Origin of the sequence: Streptomyces sp. NPDC092952 (assembly GCF_044754785.1) — a bacterium.
Classification (GTDB): Bacteria; Actinomycetota; Actinomycetes; order Streptomycetales; family Streptomycetaceae; genus Streptomyces.
Window position 1 is genome coordinate 41,589 of record NZ_JBIVPT010000006.1, and the last position, 18,539, is coordinate 60,127.

Consider the following 18,539-nt stretch of genomic DNA (forward strand, 5'->3'; position numbering starts at 1 on the left):
GCGGCCCCGAGCGGGCCGTACCGCCGACGCACGGCCGATGGGCCGGTCGGGTCACCCTGTACGGGTGGTCCGACCGGCCCATTCGTGTGAAATCGCCCGATTTGTCACCCTGGTTCGTCGTGCCGGGCCCGAATCATGGCGTACACGACGAATGCGCGGAGGTACGCAGGTGACTGCCCAGCAGGACACACCACCCAGCGGTGACGGACTGTTCCGGACCAAGACGGTCGAGGAGTCCATCCGCGACACCGAGGAGCCGGAGCGCGCGCTACGGAAGTCCCTCTCCGCCCTGGACCTCACGGTCTTCGGCGTGGGCGTCATCATCGGCACCGGCATCTTCGTCCTCACCGGCAAGGTGGCCAGGGAGACGGCGGGGCCCGCCACCGCGCTCGCCTTCGTCGTCGCCGGCATCGTCTGCGCGCTGGCCGCGCTCTGCTACGCCGAGTTCGCCTCGACCGTCCCGGTCGCCGGTTCGGCGTACACCTTCGCGTACGCCTCGCTGGGCGAGCTGGTCGCCTGGATCATCGGCTGGGACCTGGTGCTGGAGTTCGCGCTGGGCACGGCGGTGGTGGCGGTCGGCTGGTCCGGGTACGTCCGCTCGCTGCTGGAGAACTTCGGCTGGCACATCCCCGACGTGCTCTCCGGAACGGACGCGGCAAAAGGTTTCGGCTTCGACATCCTGGCGTTCTTCCTGGTGCTCGTGCTGACCGTGGTGCTGGTGCTCGGGATGAAGCTCTCGGCCCGGGTCACGACCGTGGTCGTCGCCATCAAGGTCGCGGTGGTCCTGGTCGTGATCATCGCCGGGAGCTTCTTCGTGAAGGCGGCCAACTACTCGCCGTTCATCCCCGAGGCGCAGCCGCAGACCGGCGGCTCCGGCCTGACCGAACCACTGGTCCAGCTGATGTTCGGCTACGCGCCGACCAACTTCGGCGTCATGGGCATCTTCACAGCCGCCTCCATCGTCTTCTTCGCCTTCATCGGCTTCGACGTGGTGGCCACCGCCGCCGAGGAGACCAAGCTCCCCCAGCGCGACATGCCGCGCGGCATCCTCGCCTCGCTCTTCGTCTGCACCGTGCTCTACGTGGCCGTCTCGCTGGTGGTGACCGGGATGGAGCACTACTCCGACCTGTCGGTGGAGGCCCCGCTCGCCGACGCCTTCAAGGCCGTCGGCCACCCCGTCTACGCCGGACTGATCAGCTTCGGGGCCGCGATTGGCCTCACCACCGTCTGCCTCATCCTGCTGCTGGGACAGACCCGGGTCTTCTTCGCGATGAGCCGCGACGGGCTGCTCCCCAGGTTCTTCTCCAAGACCCACCCGAAGTTCGGCACCCCGTACCGCCCGACCATCCTGCTCGGCGTGGTCATCGCCGTCGTCGCCGGGTTCACCAGCATCAACGAGCTGGCGGCGCTGGTGAACATCGGTACGCTCTTCGCCTTCGTCGTGGTCGCCCTCGGGGTGCTGGTGCTGCGCCGCACCCGCCCCGACCTGCACCGTGCGTTCCGTACCCCGTGGGTGCCGTTCGTCCCCGTCGCGTCGGTGGCCGCCTCGGTGTGGCTGATGCTCAACCTCCCGGCGGAGACCTGGCTGCGGTTCGGTATCTGGATGGCCATCGGCGTGGTCATCTACTTCACCTACGGGCGTTCGCACAGCCGGCTGCACGGGCGGCGGACCGGCGGGTGACGGCGGCCGGTCCGGCCCCGGGCGGAGGGGGCGCCCCGGGCCGGGGTCATAGGATGCCCATATGACTTGGTTGATCACGGGTGGCGCGGGTTTCATCGGAGCGCATGTCGTACGGGCGATGCTCGACGCGGGCGAGCGGGTGGTCGTGTACGACGACCTGTCGACCGGTGACCCGGCCCGGATCCCCGACGGGGTGCCCTTCGTCAAGGGCTCCACGCTCGACCGGGAGGCGCTGGACGGGGCGATCGCCGGGCACGGCGTCGACGGCGTCGTCCATCTGGCGGCCAAGAAGCAGGTGGCCGAGTCCGTGGCCCGTCCGCTGCACTACTACCGGGAGAACGTGTACGGGCTCCAGACCCTGCTGGAGGCCGTCACCTCGGCGGGCGCCCGCCGCTTCCTGTTCTCCTCGTCGGCCGCCGTCTACGGTCTGCCGGACGTGGACCTGGTCACCGAGGCCACGCCCTGCGCCCCCATGAACCCCTACGGCGAGACGAAGCTGGCGGGGGAGTGGATGGTCCGCGCGGCGGGCGCGGCGCACGGCATGGCGACGGCCTCGCTCCGTTACTTCAACGTGGCGGGCGCGGCCTCGGCGGACCTCGCCGACACGGGGGTCCACAACCTGGTCCCGATGGTCTTCGAGCGGCTCACGGCGGGCGAGGCCCCGCTGATCTTCGGCGACGACTACGCCACCCCGGACGGCACCTGTATCCGTGACTTCATCCATGTCGCCGACCTCGCCTCGGCGCATGTCGCCGTGGCCGGGGCGCTCGCGGCCCGTGGCGGCGGCACCGACCTCACGGTCAACATCGGCCGGGGCGAGGGCGTCTCGGTGCGGGAGATGATCGCCCTGATCGGCGAGGTCACCGGCTACGGACCGGCGGCCGAGCCGGCGGTGCGGCCCCGCCGCCCCGGCGACCCCGCCCGGGTGGTGGCCGCCTCCGAGCTGATGCGCTCCGAGCTGGAGTGGACCGCGCGGCACGGGGTGCGCGCGATGGTCGAGTCGGCCTGGGAGGGCTGGTGCCTGTACCACCCCGAGGCGCGGCGCTGACGCGCTCCGGCATACGGCGATGCCCCGGGACCACGCGGTCCCGGGGCATCGCCGTACAGCTGGTCCGGCCCGGTCAGCCGCCGGTCGCCGGCGACTTCTTCGCGGACTCGGGGATGGTGGAGTCCTCGCGGATCGCCTTCCAGAGCGTGCCGGCCTGGGGCTGGGCCGCCACGACCCGGTTCGGGTCCACCTTGTCGTACGCGACCGGCAGCATGATGGTCTCCATCGAGCCCGGGTCGACGCCGTTCATCGACCGGGCGAACTCCGCCAGGGAGGTCAGCGAGGCCAGCCCGGAGTCGGTGGTCAGCGACTTGGTCGCTGAGTTGGCCACCTTGTAGGACTTCGCCGGACTGCCCAGCAGGTCCTGCGACTTGACCTCGCTCAGCAGGGCCAGCAGGAACTGCTGCTGGAGGCCGATGCGGCCGAGGTCGCTGCCGTCACCGATGCCGTGCCGGGTCCGGACGTAGGCGAGGGACTGGGTGCCGTCGAGCCGGTGCGTTCCGGCGGTCAGGTCGAGCCCGGAGGACTTGTCGTGGATGGGCTTCTCGACGTCGACGGTGACTCCGCCGATGGCGTCGACGAGATCCTTGAACCCGGCGAAGTTGATCTCCAGGTAGTGGTCGATGCGCACCCCGGACATCTTCTCGACGGTCTTGACCACACAGGCCGGGCCGACCTGGGAGTACACCGAGTTGAACATCACACGGTTCGCCGTCGGCACCGCCGTGCCGTCGGCCTTGGTGCACTCGGGCCGGGTCACCAGCGTGTCGCGCGGTATGGAGACCGCGACGGCCCTGCTCCGGCCCTCGGGTATGTGCACCACCATCGCGGTGTCGGAGCGCGCGCCGCTGACGGCGCCGCCACCGCCCAGCTCCTTGTTCTCGGCGCCGTCCCGTGAGTCGGAGCCGAGAACGAGCAGGTTCTGCCCGCTGGTCGGGAGCTTCTCGGGGCGGTCCTCGCCGAGCGCCTTGTCGATGTCGACGCCGGTGATGTTCCCGTCGAGCCTGCTGTACAGCCAGTACGTGGTGGCGCCGCCGGCCACCACGAGCACCAGCAGCGTGACGAGCACGGCGCGCCTGATGCGCTGACCGCGGGTACGGACCTTGCGGCCCCTGGGCCTGCGGCGGGAGGACAGATCGGATTCGTCAGACATACATGCAGCTCGTCATCGTCTGGGCCCCTGGGCCGATGGGGGACCACTGAGGCGAGGCGGGACCTCCCGTCGCGGCCCGGCCGCGAGGAACCGGGGAACGGAAGGGGGGATCGTACGAAGCACCCGCCCGCGGCTCATGGGGCGCGCGCTGGGCAGGGTCACGGCGGGCGTCGCCGACCGCGCAGGCGCCGACGGATCGGACGCTGGAGCACTATAGGCAGATTTTCCGAGCGGGCGGGAGGGCGCCCGCCCTCCGGGAGGCCGCGAGGGACCCGGCCCCGCGACGGCGGGGTGGGAAGCGTCACACCCCTCGTGCCCGCCGGGGACGCGCCCCGAAGCCCGGTCGGAGGCTGAGCATATGATGTGTCGGCCACGTACGGGCGGGTTGAAGAACCGGTGAAGCGGAGAAGGTGTTGCGGGCCATGCGGAGAAGAGCGTCGGACTCCGCGAGCGGCCCCCGCCCGCTCGACCCGTCGTCCGGCCACCGCCGGGCCCTCGGGGCGCCGCGCGGCCGCTGGATGCCGCTCGGCAAGGACGGCAGGCTCACGCTCTACGCCCGCACCGAGGGCGGTCTGCTGCGCTGGACGCAGCGGAACCCGGGCGGGGACCGGTGGGACGGGCCGGAGTTCGTGCCGGTCGCGGGGCTGACGGATGTGACCGTCGTTCAGGGCGCCGACTCCTATGTGCACTTTCTCGGCCGGCGCGAGCGCGCCGGTGCCGACGGCCCGAAGGTGGACTTCGTCCACGCCGTCCAGTACCAGACCGGCCGTCCCGTCACTGCGTGGCGCTCCCTGGGCAACTTCCACCGCGACCGGGAGGAGGGCCGGAGGGCCGGTGCGCCGGCCGGGGCCGTCGACGCGAAGGGAACGCTCTTCGTCTTCGCGCGCAACGCGGGGCGCGGACTGCAGATGCGCCGCGAGGGGAAGACCGGGAAGTGGGGGGCCTGGCAGGACCTCAAGGGGGTCGGGCTCGCCGCGGAGATGGTGGCCTCGGCGACGTCGGGCGGGCTCGTGGAGGTCTTCGCGCCCAGCGACAGCGGGGTGCAGCAGTGGCGTCAGGAGGCCCCGGACGGCCCGCTGACGGCCGCCCGGCCCGCGCAGTTCTACGCGTTGGCGGGTTCCGCGACCGCGCTGGAGACGGCGCCCGACCGCCTCACCTACTACTGGACCGACGCGAACACGGCCGGGGTCGTCGCCCACCGGGCGGGCGCCTGGCCGCTGGCGGCGGGCGGGCAGCCGGGGGACGGTGCCGTCGTGGCGCTGCGCACCCCGCTCGACGGCTACGACTGCACGGTTCTCGCGCAGCGCGGGGCGGGCGGCACCCTGCTGATCGGGGTCTGCGGCACCGAGGCGGAGCAGAGCGGTGTCTGGTGGTCGGACACCACCAAGGAGTGCTCCGGCGATCCCGCCCTCGCGCTCGACGGGCACGGCCGGGTCGTCGTGGCCGTGTGCGAACCGGACGGGGGAGTCTCCCTCGCCCGGCAGGAGGACGGGCCGGGGCTCACGCTCCCGCCGCACTGGCACCGGATCTGATCCGACACCCTCCCCGCCGGGCCCCGGGAGCGCCGGACGACACCTGGCGGCATCCGGCGACACCTGTCCGCCGCACCGTGTCCATGTGGCGTTCCCGTGGAGTCGTAAAAGGTTGTACAAGTTTCCCGGTGGGATTCCTCACGCCCTTTTGTCGTACATGTCCGCTTTTTTGGTTGGACATTGATCGCTTCCTTATGTGAAGGTTCTGTGACTTGCTCGCGGGTGAGCAGGGTTGATCGTCCAGTGGGGCGGTCGGCATGGTGAACAACAGCTTTCGGTCTCATTCCGTTCGTCGTCCGGGCACGAGGTGGTGTCCGGCCGCGGCAGGCGCTGGGCCGCAGTGGCGTGGATGGTGGATGCCTCGTGGCCGGTTCCGGCAATCCGGAGGCGGGATCGTTGGTCTCGACCTACCGGTCCGTCGTGCCCGTGGGGGCGCGCAGGGGCATCGTCCGCAAAGTGCCAGCCCCGCTGCGCTCCGCCGTCAAGTCCTCGTTCACCTCCGTCGACGCCGTCCGGTCGGCGACGGTCGTCTGGGCGATGGGCGGCCGGCGCAGGACACCCCGGCACAGCGCGGCCTACGCGCAGCGGGTGGTGCGCCTCGGGGGACGGCACATGCGCGCCCTCCTCGTGGAGGGCGCCACGGCATGGGCGGCCCGGGCGCGCAATCTGCACATCCTCACCTCCGTGCTGGAGGCCGAGGGCATCGAGTACTTCTGCATCCGCGGCACCGCGAAGGACGTCCCGACGGTCGCGGTGCCCGTCGCGCTCCGAGGAACGGTCGAGGAACTGCTCCGGCTCGCCTTCGAGGAAGCCCCGGGCTACATCGGCACGGCCACCGCGTCGGAGTCGGGCGTACGCCCCGGCGACGACGTCAGGTCCTGGCGGCAGCTGCGCAAGCACGACGCCCTCCGGGTCGCCTGGTACGTCACCGACCCCACGCAGCACCTCGTCTTCGGCATCGACCAGGGCTGCGACCTGGAGTTCTGGACGGAACGCGACGGCCACTACGAGGCCCCCCGCCCCAACCGCGTGGTCGACCAGGTCCCGGCGGACACCCCGAGGCCGGCCGCACCGCAGGCGCTGTTCGCCCTGGTGCCCGGCGCCTACACCACCGGGGTCACGCGCACCCTGCCGGAGTTCACCCAGCCCCTGCCGGACGACCACCTCTTCCCCATCGACGTCGTCTACACCTGGGTCGACGACTCCGACCCGGTGTGGGCCGCGGAACGGGACTCCGCCCGCTCGGGACGCCCCGGCGCCCCCGTCCCGGCCCTGCACGACCAGGCCGCCAACGACGCCCGGTTCACCAGCCGCGACGAACTGCGCTACTCGCTGCGGTCGCTGCACCAGTACGCGCCCTGGGTGCGCAACGTCTACCTGGTCACCGCAGGTCAGGTGCCCGCCTGGCTCGACACCGACGTACCGGGCCTGGAGGTCGTCGACCACCGGGAGATCTTCTCCGACCCCGCCGCGCTGCCGACCTTCAACTCGCACGCCATCGAGAGCCAGCTGCACCGGATCGACGGGCTGTCCGAGCACTTCCTGTACCTCAACGACGACGTGTTCCTCGGCCGGCCGCTCACCCCCGGACACTTCTTCCACGCCAACGGACTCAGCAAGTTCTTCCAGTCCAAGGCGCTCGTGCCGACCGGCTCCGCGGGCCCCGGCGACCTGCCGGTGAACGCCGCGGGCAAGAACAGCAGGGACCTCATCGAGCGGTCCTTCGGCACCCGGATCGCGCAGAAGATGAAGCACACCCCGCACGCCCTGCGCCGCAGCGTCCTCTCCGACATCGAGCGGGTCTACGGCGAGGAGCACCGCCGCACCCAGCACTCCCGCTTCCGCTCGCCCCAGGACGTCCCGATCACCTCGTCCCTGCACCACTACTACGGCTTCCACACCGGCCGGGCGACCGTCGGCAACCTGCGCTACGTCTACGTCGACCTCGCCGCCGACCAGGCACCCCGCCGGCTCAACTCGCTGCTCGCCCGACGCGACTTCGACACCTTCTGCCTCAACGACACCGTCGTCCACCCCGACCCCGAGGCCCAGGACCGCATGGTCCGCTCGTTCCTCGCGCACTACTTCCCCGTACCCAGCCGGTACGAGCTGCCCGCCGGGACCACCGCACCCACCCGGCTCACCGACCGCCGCGTCCTCCGGCCGAGCCTGGACGCGGGCCCCTCCCACCACGGCCTCGCCGACGGAGCCGCCCGATGAAGCGCCGACGACCTCTTCGCGCCCTGCGCCGCCGGACGGGCCGGCAGATCACCCGCGTCCGGTCGGTGCTGCTGCGCCGGGTCTTCCTGCCGCGACGCGAGGGCCGGGCGGCCGTGCTCCGCTATGCCGCCGTGCTCGACGGACAGACCGTCAACCTGCACGCCGGGCTGCCGCGCCGGGTGCGCCCGGACGAGGGCGCCCGGATCGAACTGAGGCGCCGGGGCCGCAAGTTCACCACCGACGCCCGGGTCTACACCGACCACGACGGAGGCGTCGCCATGGACGCCGCGGTCCTGCTCGGACAGGACGTGAACGGCCTGCCCCTGACCCCCGGCCGCTGGAAGATCCGGCTCCGCCTCTCCCAGGGGCTGCGCCGCACGCTGCCCCTGCTCCTCGTCGACCTCCCCGTGCCGTACGGCGGCCCGACCCGGCCCATGGAGGCGTCCGCGGCGACCGGGGCCCGCTACCGGCTCGGCCGGAGCGTCACCGGGAACGCCCGGGTGACGTTCAGCCCCTCCCAGCCCTCGGCGGAGGTGGTGCGCGTCCAGGTGAGCCACAGCCACGTCGAGGTCGCCTTCCGCGTGGTCGGAGGGGAGCCCGAAGCCCCCTGGGCCGAGTTCGTCGCCTCCGGGCGCCGGCTGGAGGCCGATGTCGACCGGTCCCCGGAAGGGCTGTGGCAGGTGACCGCACCGCTGCACCTCATGGCGCCCCGCCGTGACCGCGCCGAGCAGTGGGACCTGGTCCTGTGCTCGGACAACCTGCGCGACATGCGCCTGGGACGGCGTCTGCACGACGTACGCAACCCCGGACGGGTCTTCGCCTACCGGCAGACCGCGGTCACACCGGCCGGCCGGCCCCCCATGCTCGTACTGCCCCGCTACACACCCGCGGGTAACTTCCGCATCCAGTGCAGCCCGATGACGGAAGCCGCGTAACCGCACCCCATGAAGATCACCTTTCTCCTGCTCACCGCGGACGCCGTCGGCGGCACCGAACGGGCCGTCTTCAACCAGGCGGCCGAACTCGCCGGCAACCACGACGTCCGGGTCCTGAGCATCCTCAGGACCCGGCCGGAGCTGTTCTTCCCGATCGACGAGCGCGTCCGCGTCGACTACCTCATCGACCGGACCGGACCCACCCCCGTCCCGGTCCGCCCCACCGGCCTGGCCGACGAGGCGTGGGCGCAGGTGGCCGACCGGCCGAGCACCCTGGTGGACCCCACCTGGGAAGCGGCCTTCAACCGGCTGACCGACCTGGAACTGGAGTACGCGCTCCAGCACACCGACACCGATCTCCTCATCACCACCACACCGGCGCTCATGGCGCTCGCGGTGCAGCTCGCGCCCCCGCACGTGATGACGCTCCACCAGGAGCACCGGGTCTCCGAACTGCGCGGCCCCAGCGCCGAACCGCTGCTGCGCTACGCCTCCCGCCTGGACGCCCTCGCCGTACTCAGCAACCGCACCCGCGACTGGTTCGCCGAGACCCTCGGCCACAGCGCACCGCGCATCGACGTCGTCCCCAACGCCCTGCCGCGCGGCTTCCGGCCACGCTCCACCCTGGAGACCCGGACCGTCGTCATCGCGGGCCGGCTGGTCGGCGAGAAGCAGATCGACCACGCCATCACCATCTGGCACACCGTGGCCCGCCACCACCCCACCTGGACCCTGCGCATCTTCGGCGACGGCCCGCTCAGCGGCGCCCTGCGGCGCCAGATCGACGTGCTCGGCCTGCACGACAGCGTCCAGCTCAACGGCAACTCCCCGCACCTGGCCGAGGAATGGGCCAAGGCCAGCATCGCCCTGATGACCTCCCGCAACGAGGCGTTCCCCCTGGTGCTGACCGAGGCCCAGGCCGCCGGCGTCCCCGTCGTCTCCTACGACTGCCCCAACGGCCCCCGCGAGGTCGTCCTCGACGGACGGACCGGCATCCTCGTCCCGGCCAACGACACCGACGCCGCCGCCGGGGCGCTCATCCGGCTCATCGAGGACGCCCCGCTGCGGCACGGCATGGGGCACGCGGCCGCCGAATCCGTCGCCCGGCTGGCCCCGCCCGTGGTGACCGCGATGTGGGAGGACATCTTCGCCGCACTGGAGAGCGAACGGTCCTCCGGACAGCGCGAGGCCCGCAAGGCGGAGCGGCAGGCCCTGCACGCCCTGATGAGCGGCCAGGAGGGAATCCTCCGCCCGGCCGCCCCGGCCCCCGCCACCACGGTCGACACCAAGGAGCAGCGCGCCCTGGAGGACCGGCTGCTCCGGTCCGACCGCGGCCTCGTGCGCGACGGCGGACAGCTGTGCCGTCGGATGACCGCCGAATCGCCCTGGGACGTCGTCCAGCACAACCTGGCGCTGGTCGCCACGGCCCTGGAACAGGCCCGGATCCCGTACTTCGTCACCCGGGACACCAACGTCCGGCACGCCGTCGCCGTCCACACCTCCAACCGGGAGCTCGTCCTCAAGGCGCTCACCGCGACCCACGGCGGCAGCGCCGTCTACGTGGCGCTGCTCAACGAACGCCAGAGCCCGACCGCCACGGTCCTCGCCGCCTTCGCCGAACGCCACGCCCAGACCGCCTGCCCGGCCGTCCGCGTCTACCAGAACACCGTCAGCCCCGCCCGCACCCTCCGCCTCGCCGGGGTCTACGGCTGCACGATCAACTTCTGGGAGGAGGACCCCGAGGACCCGCAGATGATGGTCTCCCCGGTCCGCACCGTGGTCGGCGACAAGGTGCCCACCCGGACCATGCACCAGACCCGGACCGTGCTCGGCGGGCGTACCTACCCCACCATCGAGCCGTACGCCCGCACCGTCCACGGGGACGTCGACTTCCCCGTCGACGCCGTGTACACCTGGGTCAACGGCGGAGACGTCGCCTGGCTGGAGCGGAAGAACGCGGTGATGCGCGCCCTCGGCATGGAGACCGAGGACTCCGCCAGCAGCGCCGCCCGCTTCCGCGACCGCGACGAACTGCGCTACTCGCTGCGCTCCATCGACATGTACGCCCCGTGGATCCGCACCATCCACCTGGTCACCGATCAGCAGGTCCCGGAATGGCTCGACCCGGACCACCCGAGGGTCCGGGTCGTCGACCACCGGGAGATCTTCGCCGACCCGTCGGTGCTCCCCACGTACAACTCGCACGCCATCGAGAGCCAGCTGCACCGCATCGACGGGCTGTCCGAGCACTTCCTCTACTTCAACGACGACGTGTTCATCGGCCGGGTGCTCCAGCCGGGCATGTTCTTCCACAGCAACGGCGTCGCCAAGCACTTCATGTCCCCGACGACCGTGCCCATGGGGCCGACCGAGGGCACCGACGAGTTCAACATGAGCGCCGCCAAGAACAACCGCGCCCTGATAGCCGACACCTTCGGGCAGTTCCTCGCGCACTCCTTCCTGCACGCGCCGCATCCGCTGCGCCGCAGCGTCCTCGCCGACATCGAGCGCTCCTACCCGCAGGCCGTCGCGGCGACCGCCGCCGGCCGGTTCCGCAGCCACTCCGACCTGGCGATCGCCTCCTCGCTGCACCACTACTTCGGCTTCCACACCCAGCGTTCGGCCCCGGGCAGCATCAACTGCGGCTTCGTCAACGTGGGGCTGAGCGAGCACAAGCAGCGGCTCTCCCGCCTCCAGCTCAACCGCCCGCACGACGTCTTCTGCCTGAACGACTACCACGACGGCGATGTCACCGAGGACGAGCAGGACGCGGTCCTGGCGGCGTTCCTTCCCTCGTACTTCCCGGTGGCCAGCCAGTTCGAGGCCGGCTCCCCGCGCAACCAGCGCTTCCACGCCGGACAACTGCCGCAGTGGCCGCTGTGAGCGCGCCCCACGCCGCCCGCCGTCCGCCCGCCGCGCCCGATCGGAGCACCGACCGACCATGACCCAGCCCCCCGAGGCGAGCTCCACCTCCCTGTTCCAGGTGTTCGCCCACGCCGACGACGACCTCTACTTCGTCAACCCCGACCTGTACCGGGTGCTGACCGCGGGCCACCGCGTCACCAGCGTCTACCTCACGGCCGGTGAGGCCGACGGGCGCAACGTGGACACCCGCGACCCGCTGCGCGACCAGGCCCCGGTCGACTTCGCCGGTTACATGGAGGCCCGCCAGAACGGCCTGTGCGCCGCCTACGCCACCATGGTCCTCGGCGACCGGGAGGCCCCCTGGGCCCGGGAGCCGGTCGAGCTCGTTCCGGGCGTGGCCGCGGAGCGGTTCTACCTGGAGCGGGCGCCGCACGTGCAGCTCTTCTTCCTGGGGCTGCGGATGGCGGACACCGCGCACGGCTTCCCCGCGGACCGGCCGCAGGCCCGGCTGACCAGCCTGTGGGACGGGCGCGCCGCCCGCCAGCCCACCCTCCTCGCCGCCGGATCCGCGCTGCACCAGCCGCAGGACCTCGGCCGCGAGGACGTCGTCGCCGCGCTCGCCCAGCTGCTCTCCTACGCCCGGCCCACGCTGCTGTGGACCATGGACCCGGACCCGCTGCACGAGTCGTACGACGAGGGCCGCGGCATCACCTCCAGCGACCACGCCGACCACACCGCCACCGCCCAGTTCGCCCGCGAGGCGCTCCGCCGCCACCTGCGCGCCGGCGGACACCCGCCGCTGACCGAGCACTTCACCGGCTACGGCAACAAGAGCTGGCCGAGCAACCTGAGCGAACGCTCCCACGCGCTCAAGAAGTCCCTGATCGACGTGTACGCGGGCGCCGACGGCCACCCCTGCGCGCACCGCCACTGCGGCGACCTCCAGCTCGGTGACGGGGCGGACATCCGCCGCTACGGCTGGAGCACCCGCAGCCGCTACCCCCAGGGCACCCAGTGGCTGCACCGGCAGAGCGACGGCCGGCTCGCCGCGTACACCGTCCTCGGCGACCAGGCCGCCGTGTGGACGGAGACCGAGGCGGGCGGCGGACACTTCGAGGGACCGCTGCTGCTGCCGGGCGGTGACCTCCTGCCGTGCCTCGCCGTCGCCCCCGACCGCACCGGGGGAGTCCACCTCGTCGGACTGCGGCGCGTCCAGGGCCCCGAGGGCCGGGCCGATGTCGACGTGGTCCGCATGTGGCGCCAGGGACACACCGGTTCCGTGCTGCCCTGGGAGTCCCTCGGCAACCCCGACGAGGCGACCGGGGACTGGCGCCGGTGCCGCGAGGCCGGGGTCCCCGCCGCCGTGGTCGACCCGGCCGGCCACCTCCATGTCTTCGTACGGAACTTCGCGGTGGGCGTCAGCATGCGCCGCGAGACGCCGGAGGGGCTCACCGCCTGGGAGGTGCTCGGCGGGCGCTGGATGCAGGACTCCCTGACCGCGGTGGCACGCTCCACCGGCCGCATCGACATGTACGCCACCAACCGCACCGGCGGGGTGCGATGGCGTCAGGAGGTCGTGTACGGACCGTTCAAGCTGGAGGACCAGCTGGTCACCGGGGTGCCGGAGAGCTGGCGCCCGGCCTCCGGCCTCACCCCCGTACAGGTCGGCCGCAACCGCGTCGCGCTGTTCTACCGGGAGGAGGACTCCGGAGCGGTGATGCGCCACCAGCAGCGCCCCAACGGGACGTGGGAGCAGCGGGTGGACCGGCTCAGCGACGACGGCGGCACCGGGGCGGTCGCCGCCGCCCGGCTGCTCGCCCCGGAGCGGGACCTCCTGGTCGTCGCCCGCCGGGACGAGCGGAACAGGCCCGCGGTGACCGTGCTCCCCACGGACGGGCGGACCACCGCGCCGCCCGAGTGGGAACGCCACGAGATCGTCATGACCGGGGCACCGGCGGTCGCCGCCGACGCGCACGGCCGGGCGGTCGTCGCCGTGTTCGGCACGGACGGACGGCTGCACTGGACGAGGCAGGACACGTCCCGGCCGGACCCCGGGTTCGGCCCCTGGCACGCCTCCTGACCCCGGCCCGGACCACCCGACCACGGACACGAGAAGAAGAGACCATGCGAAAGATCTGCGTCATCGGCAACTCGGTGGCCGCCTCCCGCACCGAGGAGGAGTCCCCGCTCGCGGGCTGGGGCCAGTACCTCGGGGAGTTCCTGGGCCCCGACTGCGACCTCCGCAACTACGCGCGCGACGCCATGACGCTGCGGGACTACGCCACGGGCCGGTTCGCCGCGCTGCTCACCCTCGTCGGCCCCGGTGACCTCGTCCTCATCGCCTTCGGCCACGTCGAGCAGCGGATCAACCAGCTCAACCGGTACCACGGCCCGCGGGAGTACAAGGAGTACCTGCGGCTGTACGTCGAGGCGCTGAGGGCCGAGGGAGCCGTCCCGGTCCTGGTGACCCCGGCGGCCCGCTGCGTCTTCGACGCCCAGGGCGCCGTGGTGGACAGCCACGACGGATACGCCCGGCTGACGCTGGAGGCCGCGGCGGAGACCGGCTGCCCGGTCGTCGACATGAACGCCGCCACCACCCGCCTCCTCGCCGAACTGGGCCCCACGCGGGCCCGGGGCCTGTTCCGGTGGCTGGACCCGGGGGAGCACCCGGCGCACCCGAAGGGCATCATCGACGCCTCGCACTTCAATCACGAGGGGGCCCGGGAGGCGGCACGTCTGGTGGCGGGCGGCCTGGCCGCCGTGCCGGGGCTGCCGCCCGGCCTGGTGGACGTCCAGAGCCTGGCGCCCGGACAACTGCCGCCCGTACAGCCCGAGTTCACCGTGCAGCAGCCGCAGCTCGCGCTGACCTCCCCGCCCGCGACACCCGCCGCCCCGGCCGTGACGTCACCGTCCTTCGGGGAACCGGTCGGTGCCGCGCGCAAGCTGACCGGCACGGCTCCCCAGGGCGCCGACTACGTACTCCTCTTCGAGGAGGGGGAGTACCTCGGCGGCACCCGCACCGACGCGGACGGGGCGTGGCAGTGGCGGCGCGCCGTGCGATGGCCCGCCGGGCGGCACAAGGTGACCGCGGTCGCCCTCGTCGGCGCGGGGGTGTCCACCGCGGCGGAGACCGAGTTCGAGGTCGTCGACCGGCTGGCGGCGCCCGAGGTGATCGGCCCGCGCAAGGGCGCCTGGAGCGGTCCCCGCCCCCGGTTCTCGGGCACGGCCGCGCGCGGCACCGAGAAGGTCATGGTGCTGGAGCAGGGGCGGCTGATCGCCGAGGCCCCGGTCCGGGACGACGGCAGCTGGCGGGTCACCCACCCCCACGACTGGCGGCCGGGCACCTACGAGGTGGAGTTCGTCGCCGTGTTCAGCGCCATCCACTCGCCCCCGGCGCGGCTGGAGCTGAAGGTGCACGGCATCCCCGAGGACAGCTGGCTGCACACCTCGATGTCCGCGCGCGCCTCCTGCGGCCCGGACTGCGAGCACTATCCGGCACTCCCCGCCTGGTGAGACGGCCCCCGGACAGCGGAACGGGCCGCACGGAAGGGTCTCCGTGCGGCCCGCCGTCGCGTCGGCGAAGGGTGGTTACGCGGGAACGCTGGCCACGCCCTGCGCGAGGAACTTCTTCCCGTTCACCCGCTCCGAGACGCCCTCACGGTCCAGGTACGGCGTGATGCCGCCCAGGTGGAAGGGCCAGCCGGCGCCGGTGATCAGGCAGAGGTCGATGTCCTGGGCCTCGGCGACGACGCCCTCGTCCAGCATCAGACCGATCTCCTGCGCCACCGCGTCCAGCACCCGGTCGCGCACCTGCTCCTCGGACAGGACGACGTCGCCCTGCTCGAGGAGGGCGGCGACCTCCGGGTCCAGCTCCGGCTTCCCGGAGTCGTAGACGTAGAAGCCGCGCTTGCCGGCCTTGACGACGGCCGCGAGGTTCTCCGAGACGGTGAACCGGTCCGGGAAGGCGCGGTTCAGGGTCTCCGAGACATGCAGGCCGATGGCCGGGCCGACCAGCTCCAGCAGCACCAGCGGCGACATCGGCAGACCCAGCGGTTCGACCGCCCGCTCGGCGACGGCGACCGGGGTGCCCTCGTCGATGACGTTCTGGATCTCGCCCATGAAGCGGGTGAGGATGCGGTTGACGACGAACGCCGGGGCGTCCTTCACCAGCACCGCGGTCTTCTTCAGCTTCCGCGCCACACCGAAGGCCGTGGCCAGCGAGGCGTCGTCGGTCCGCTCGCCGCGGACGATCTCCAGCAGCGGCAGGATCGCGACCGGGTTGAAGAAGTGGAAGCCGACGACCCGCTCGGGGTGCTTCAGCTTCGACGCCATCTCGGTGACCGAGAGCGAGGAGGTGTTGGTGGCGAGGATCGCGTGCGCCGGGGCGACCGCCTCGACCTCCGCGAACACCTGCTGCTTGACGCCGATCTCCTCGAAGACGGCCTCGATGATGAAGTCCGCGTCGGCGAAACCGTCCGCCTTGTCCAGCACACCCGTGACCAGGGCCTTCAGCCGGTTGGCCTTGTCCTGGTTGATCCGGCCCTTGCCGAGCAGCTTCTCGATCTCGGCGTGGACGTAGCCCACGCCCTTGTCGACCCGCTCCTGGTCGATGTCGGTCAGCACGACCGGCACCTCCAGGCGGCGCAGGAAGAGCAGCGCCAGCTGCGAGGCCATCAGACCGGCACCGACGACACCGACCTTGGTGACCGGGCGGGCCAGGTTCTTGTCCGGGGCACCGGCCGGGCGCTTGGCACGCTTCTGGACCAGGTTGAAGGAGTAGATCCCCGAGCGCAGCTCGCCGCCCATGATCAGGTCCGCGAGGGCCCGGTCCTCGGCGTCGAAGCCGGCGCCCAGGTCGCCGTCCTTGGCCGCCTCGATGATCTCCAGCGCGCGGTACGCGGCCGGGGCCGCACCGTGCACCTTGGAGTCGGCGATGGCCCGGCCGCGCGCGACGGCCTGGTCCCAGGCCTCGCCGCGGTCGATCTCCGGACGCTCCACGGTGACCGTGCCGTTCAGCACGTCCGCCGTCCAGACCAGCGAGCGCTCCAGGAAGTCCGCGCCCTCGAAGAGCGCGTCGGCGATGCCGAGCTCGAAGACCTGCTTGCCCTTGAGTTGACGGTTCTGGTTCAGCGAGTTCTCGATGATGACCGAGACCGCGCGGTCGGCGCCGATCAGGTTGGGAAGCAGCGCGCAGCCGCCCCAGCCCGGGACCAGACCGAGGAAGACCTCGGGCAGCGAGAAGGCGGGCAGCGCCTTGGAGACGGTCCGGTACGAGCAGTGCAGCCCGACCTCGACACCGCCGCCCATCGCCGCGCCGTTGTAGTACGCGAACGTGGGGACCGCGAGACCGGAGAGCCGGCGGAACACGTCGTGGCCGCCCTTGCCGATGGCCAGCGCGTCGTCGTGGTTCTTCAGCAGCTCGACGCCCTTGAGGTCGGCGCCGACCGCGAAGATGAACGGCTTGCCGGTGATGCCGACACCGGTGACGGCGCCCTCGGCGGCCTCCTTCTCGACCTGGTCGATCGCGGCGTTCAGGTTCGCCAGCGACTGCGGTCCGAAGGTGGTCGGCTTGGTGTGGTCCAGGCCGTTGTCCAGCGTGATGAGGGCGAAGCGGCCCGCACCGGCCGGGAGGTCCAGGTGGCGTACGTGCGCCTGGGTGACGACCTCGTCGGGGAACAGCTCGGCCGCACCCTTCAGAAGCTCAGCGGTGGAGCTCACTTGTTGCCTCCGTTGAAGTTCGGGTTCTCCCAGACGACCGTGGCGCCCATGCCGAAGCCGACGCACATGGTGGTGATGCCGTAGCGGACCTCGGGCTGCTCCTCGAACTGCCGGGCCAGCTGCGTCATCAGACGCACGCCCGAGGAGGCCAGCGGGTGACCGTAGGCGATGGCGCCGCCGTACTGGTTGACCCGCGGGTCGTCGTCGGCGATGCCGTAGTGGTCGAGGAAGGCGATCACCTGGACGGCGAAGGCCTCGTTGATCTCGAACAGGCCGATGTCGTCGATCGTCAGACCGGCCTGGGCCAGGGCCTTCTCGGTCGCGGGGATCGGGCCGTAGCCCATGACCTCCGGCTCGACGCCGGCGAATGCGTAGCTGACCAGACGCATCTTGACCGGGAGGCCCAGCTCGCGGGCGACGTCCTCGGCGGCGAGCAGCGAGGCGGTGGCGCCGTCGTTGAGCCCGGCGGCGTTACCGGCGGTGACCCGGCCGTGCGGACGGAACGGGGTCTTCAGACCGGCGAGCGACTCCAGGGTCGTCCCCGGGCGCATCGGCTCGTCGGCGGTGACCAGGCCCCAGCCGGTCTCCCCGGCCTCGGCGTTGGTGCGACGGACCGAGATCGGCACCAGGTCCTGCTGGATCTTGCCGTCGGCGTACGCCTTGGCGGCCTTCTCCTGCGAGCGCACCGCGTACTCGTCGGCGCGGGCCTTGGTGATCTGCGGGTAGCGGTCGTGCAGGTTCTCCGCGGTCATCCCCATGAAGAGGGCGGACTCGTCGACCAGCTTCTCCGAGACGAAGCGCGGGTTCGGGTCCACGCCCTCGCCCATCGGGTGGCGGCCCATGTGCTCGACACCGCCGGCGACGACGACGTCGTACGCGCCGAAGGCGATCGAACCGGCCGTCGTGGTGACGGCGGTCAGGGCGCCCGCGCACATGCGGTCGATCGAGTAGCCGGGCACGGACTGCGGCAGACCCGCCAGGATGCCCGCCGTGCGGCCCAGGGTCAGGCCCTGGTCACCGATCTGGGTGGTCGCGGCGATGGCGACCTCGTCGATCCGCGCGGGGTCCAGGTCCGGGTTGCGGCGCAGCAGCTCCCGGATGGCCTTCACGACGAGATCGTCGGCGCGGGTCTCGTGGTAGATGCCCTTCGGGCCCGCTTTGCCGAACGGGGTACGGACGCCGTCGACGAAGACGACGTCCCGGATGGTACGAGGCACGGTGGCTCTCCTCCAGGGTGCGGGATGGCACTGCTGCGCGGCACGCCCGGAAGCGTGCTGCTCCCCACATGCTACTTGCGGGTAACCAGACTGCCCACCCCCTGCGCCGGGAGCGGCGAAGGTCACACGTTCCCGGCCCCGGTCCTGGCCCGGGGAACGCCGAACGCCGG

At 72.0% G+C, this 18,539-nt stretch carries 11 protein-coding genes; 8 read left to right on the plus strand and 3 right to left on the minus strand.

Going from position 1 to position 18,539, the window contains the following annotated elements:
- Positions 1-169 precede the first annotated feature (169 nt).
- Together ACIQGQ_RS16840 and galE are read left to right on the plus strand one after the other, a co-directional pair.
- The gene (locus ACIQGQ_RS16840; RefSeq protein ID WP_402396129.1) at positions 170-1,681 is read left to right on the plus strand and encodes an amino acid permease; all 1,512 of its coding nucleotides are present in this window, start codon (positions 170-172) and stop codon (positions 1,679-1,681) included.
- 61 nt (positions 1,682-1,742) lie between these two features.
- Positions 1,743-2,729: a UDP-glucose 4-epimerase GalE gene (galE, locus tag ACIQGQ_RS16845; protein WP_402396132.1), complete on the plus strand. Its 987-nt coding sequence runs from the start codon at positions 1,743-1,745 to the stop codon at positions 2,727-2,729.
- Between the two features lie 73 nt (positions 2,730-2,802).
- Here the strand turns inward: galE and ACIQGQ_RS16850 are convergent, their stop codons facing one another.
- Positions 2,803-3,882 (minus strand): LCP family protein, encoded by a 1,080-nt coding sequence (locus ACIQGQ_RS16850; RefSeq protein WP_402396135.1) that lies wholly within the window; start codon positions 3,880-3,882, stop codon positions 2,803-2,805.
- Between the two features lie 422 nt (positions 3,883-4,304).
- On the opposite strand from ACIQGQ_RS16850, the gene ACIQGQ_RS16855 reads away from it, so the two are divergent.
- The 6 genes from ACIQGQ_RS16855 to ACIQGQ_RS16880 all read left to right on the plus strand — a co-directional run bounded on the left by ACIQGQ_RS16855 (position 4,305) and on the right by ACIQGQ_RS16880 (position 14,947).
- Positions 4,305-5,414: a hypothetical protein gene (locus ACIQGQ_RS16855; protein WP_402396138.1), complete on the plus strand. Its 1,110-nt coding sequence runs from the start codon at positions 4,305-4,307 to the stop codon at positions 5,412-5,414.
- A gap of 363 nt (positions 5,415-5,777) precedes the next feature.
- On the plus strand, positions 5,778-7,634 hold the full coding sequence (locus tag ACIQGQ_RS16860) for a stealth family protein (RefSeq protein ID WP_402396141.1): 1,857 nt from the start codon (positions 5,778-5,780) through the stop codon (positions 7,632-7,634).
- The gene (locus ACIQGQ_RS16865) at positions 7,631-8,569 is read left to right on the plus strand and encodes a hypothetical protein (RefSeq protein WP_402396143.1); all 939 of its coding nucleotides are present in this window, start codon (positions 7,631-7,633) and stop codon (positions 8,567-8,569) included. The genes ACIQGQ_RS16860 and ACIQGQ_RS16865 overlap by 4 nt, the downstream gene beginning before the upstream one ends.
- A gap of 9 nt (positions 8,570-8,578) precedes the next feature.
- Complete coding sequence (locus ACIQGQ_RS16870) at positions 8,579-11,452, plus strand: stealth conserved region 3 domain-containing protein (RefSeq protein ID WP_402396146.1); 2,874 nt, start codon at positions 8,579-8,581, stop codon at positions 11,450-11,452.
- A 58-nt stretch (positions 11,453-11,510) separates the two neighbouring features.
- Positions 11,511-13,514, plus strand: a complete 2,004-nt coding sequence (locus tag ACIQGQ_RS16875) for a PIG-L family deacetylase (protein ID WP_402396149.1) — start codon at positions 11,511-11,513, stop codon at positions 13,512-13,514.
- Positions 13,515-13,558: 44 nt separating this feature from the next.
- Positions 13,559-14,947, plus strand: a complete 1,389-nt coding sequence (locus ACIQGQ_RS16880) for a GDSL-type esterase/lipase family protein (RefSeq protein ID WP_402396151.1) — start codon at positions 13,559-13,561, stop codon at positions 14,945-14,947.
- 75 nt (positions 14,948-15,022) lie between these two features.
- On the opposite strand, the gene ACIQGQ_RS16885 is transcribed toward ACIQGQ_RS16880, so the two are convergent.
- Entirely contained in the window at positions 15,023-17,152 is a 2,130-nt protein-coding gene (locus ACIQGQ_RS16885; protein ID WP_402396154.1) for a 3-hydroxyacyl-CoA dehydrogenase NAD-binding domain-containing protein, read from the minus strand.
- A complete protein-coding gene (locus ACIQGQ_RS16890; RefSeq protein ID WP_366289371.1) occupies positions 17,149-18,369 on the minus strand; it encodes an acetyl-CoA C-acyltransferase in 1,221 nt (406 codons plus the stop codon). The genes ACIQGQ_RS16885 and ACIQGQ_RS16890 overlap by 4 nt, the downstream gene beginning before the upstream one ends.
- Positions 18,370-18,539: the final 170 nt, after the last annotated feature.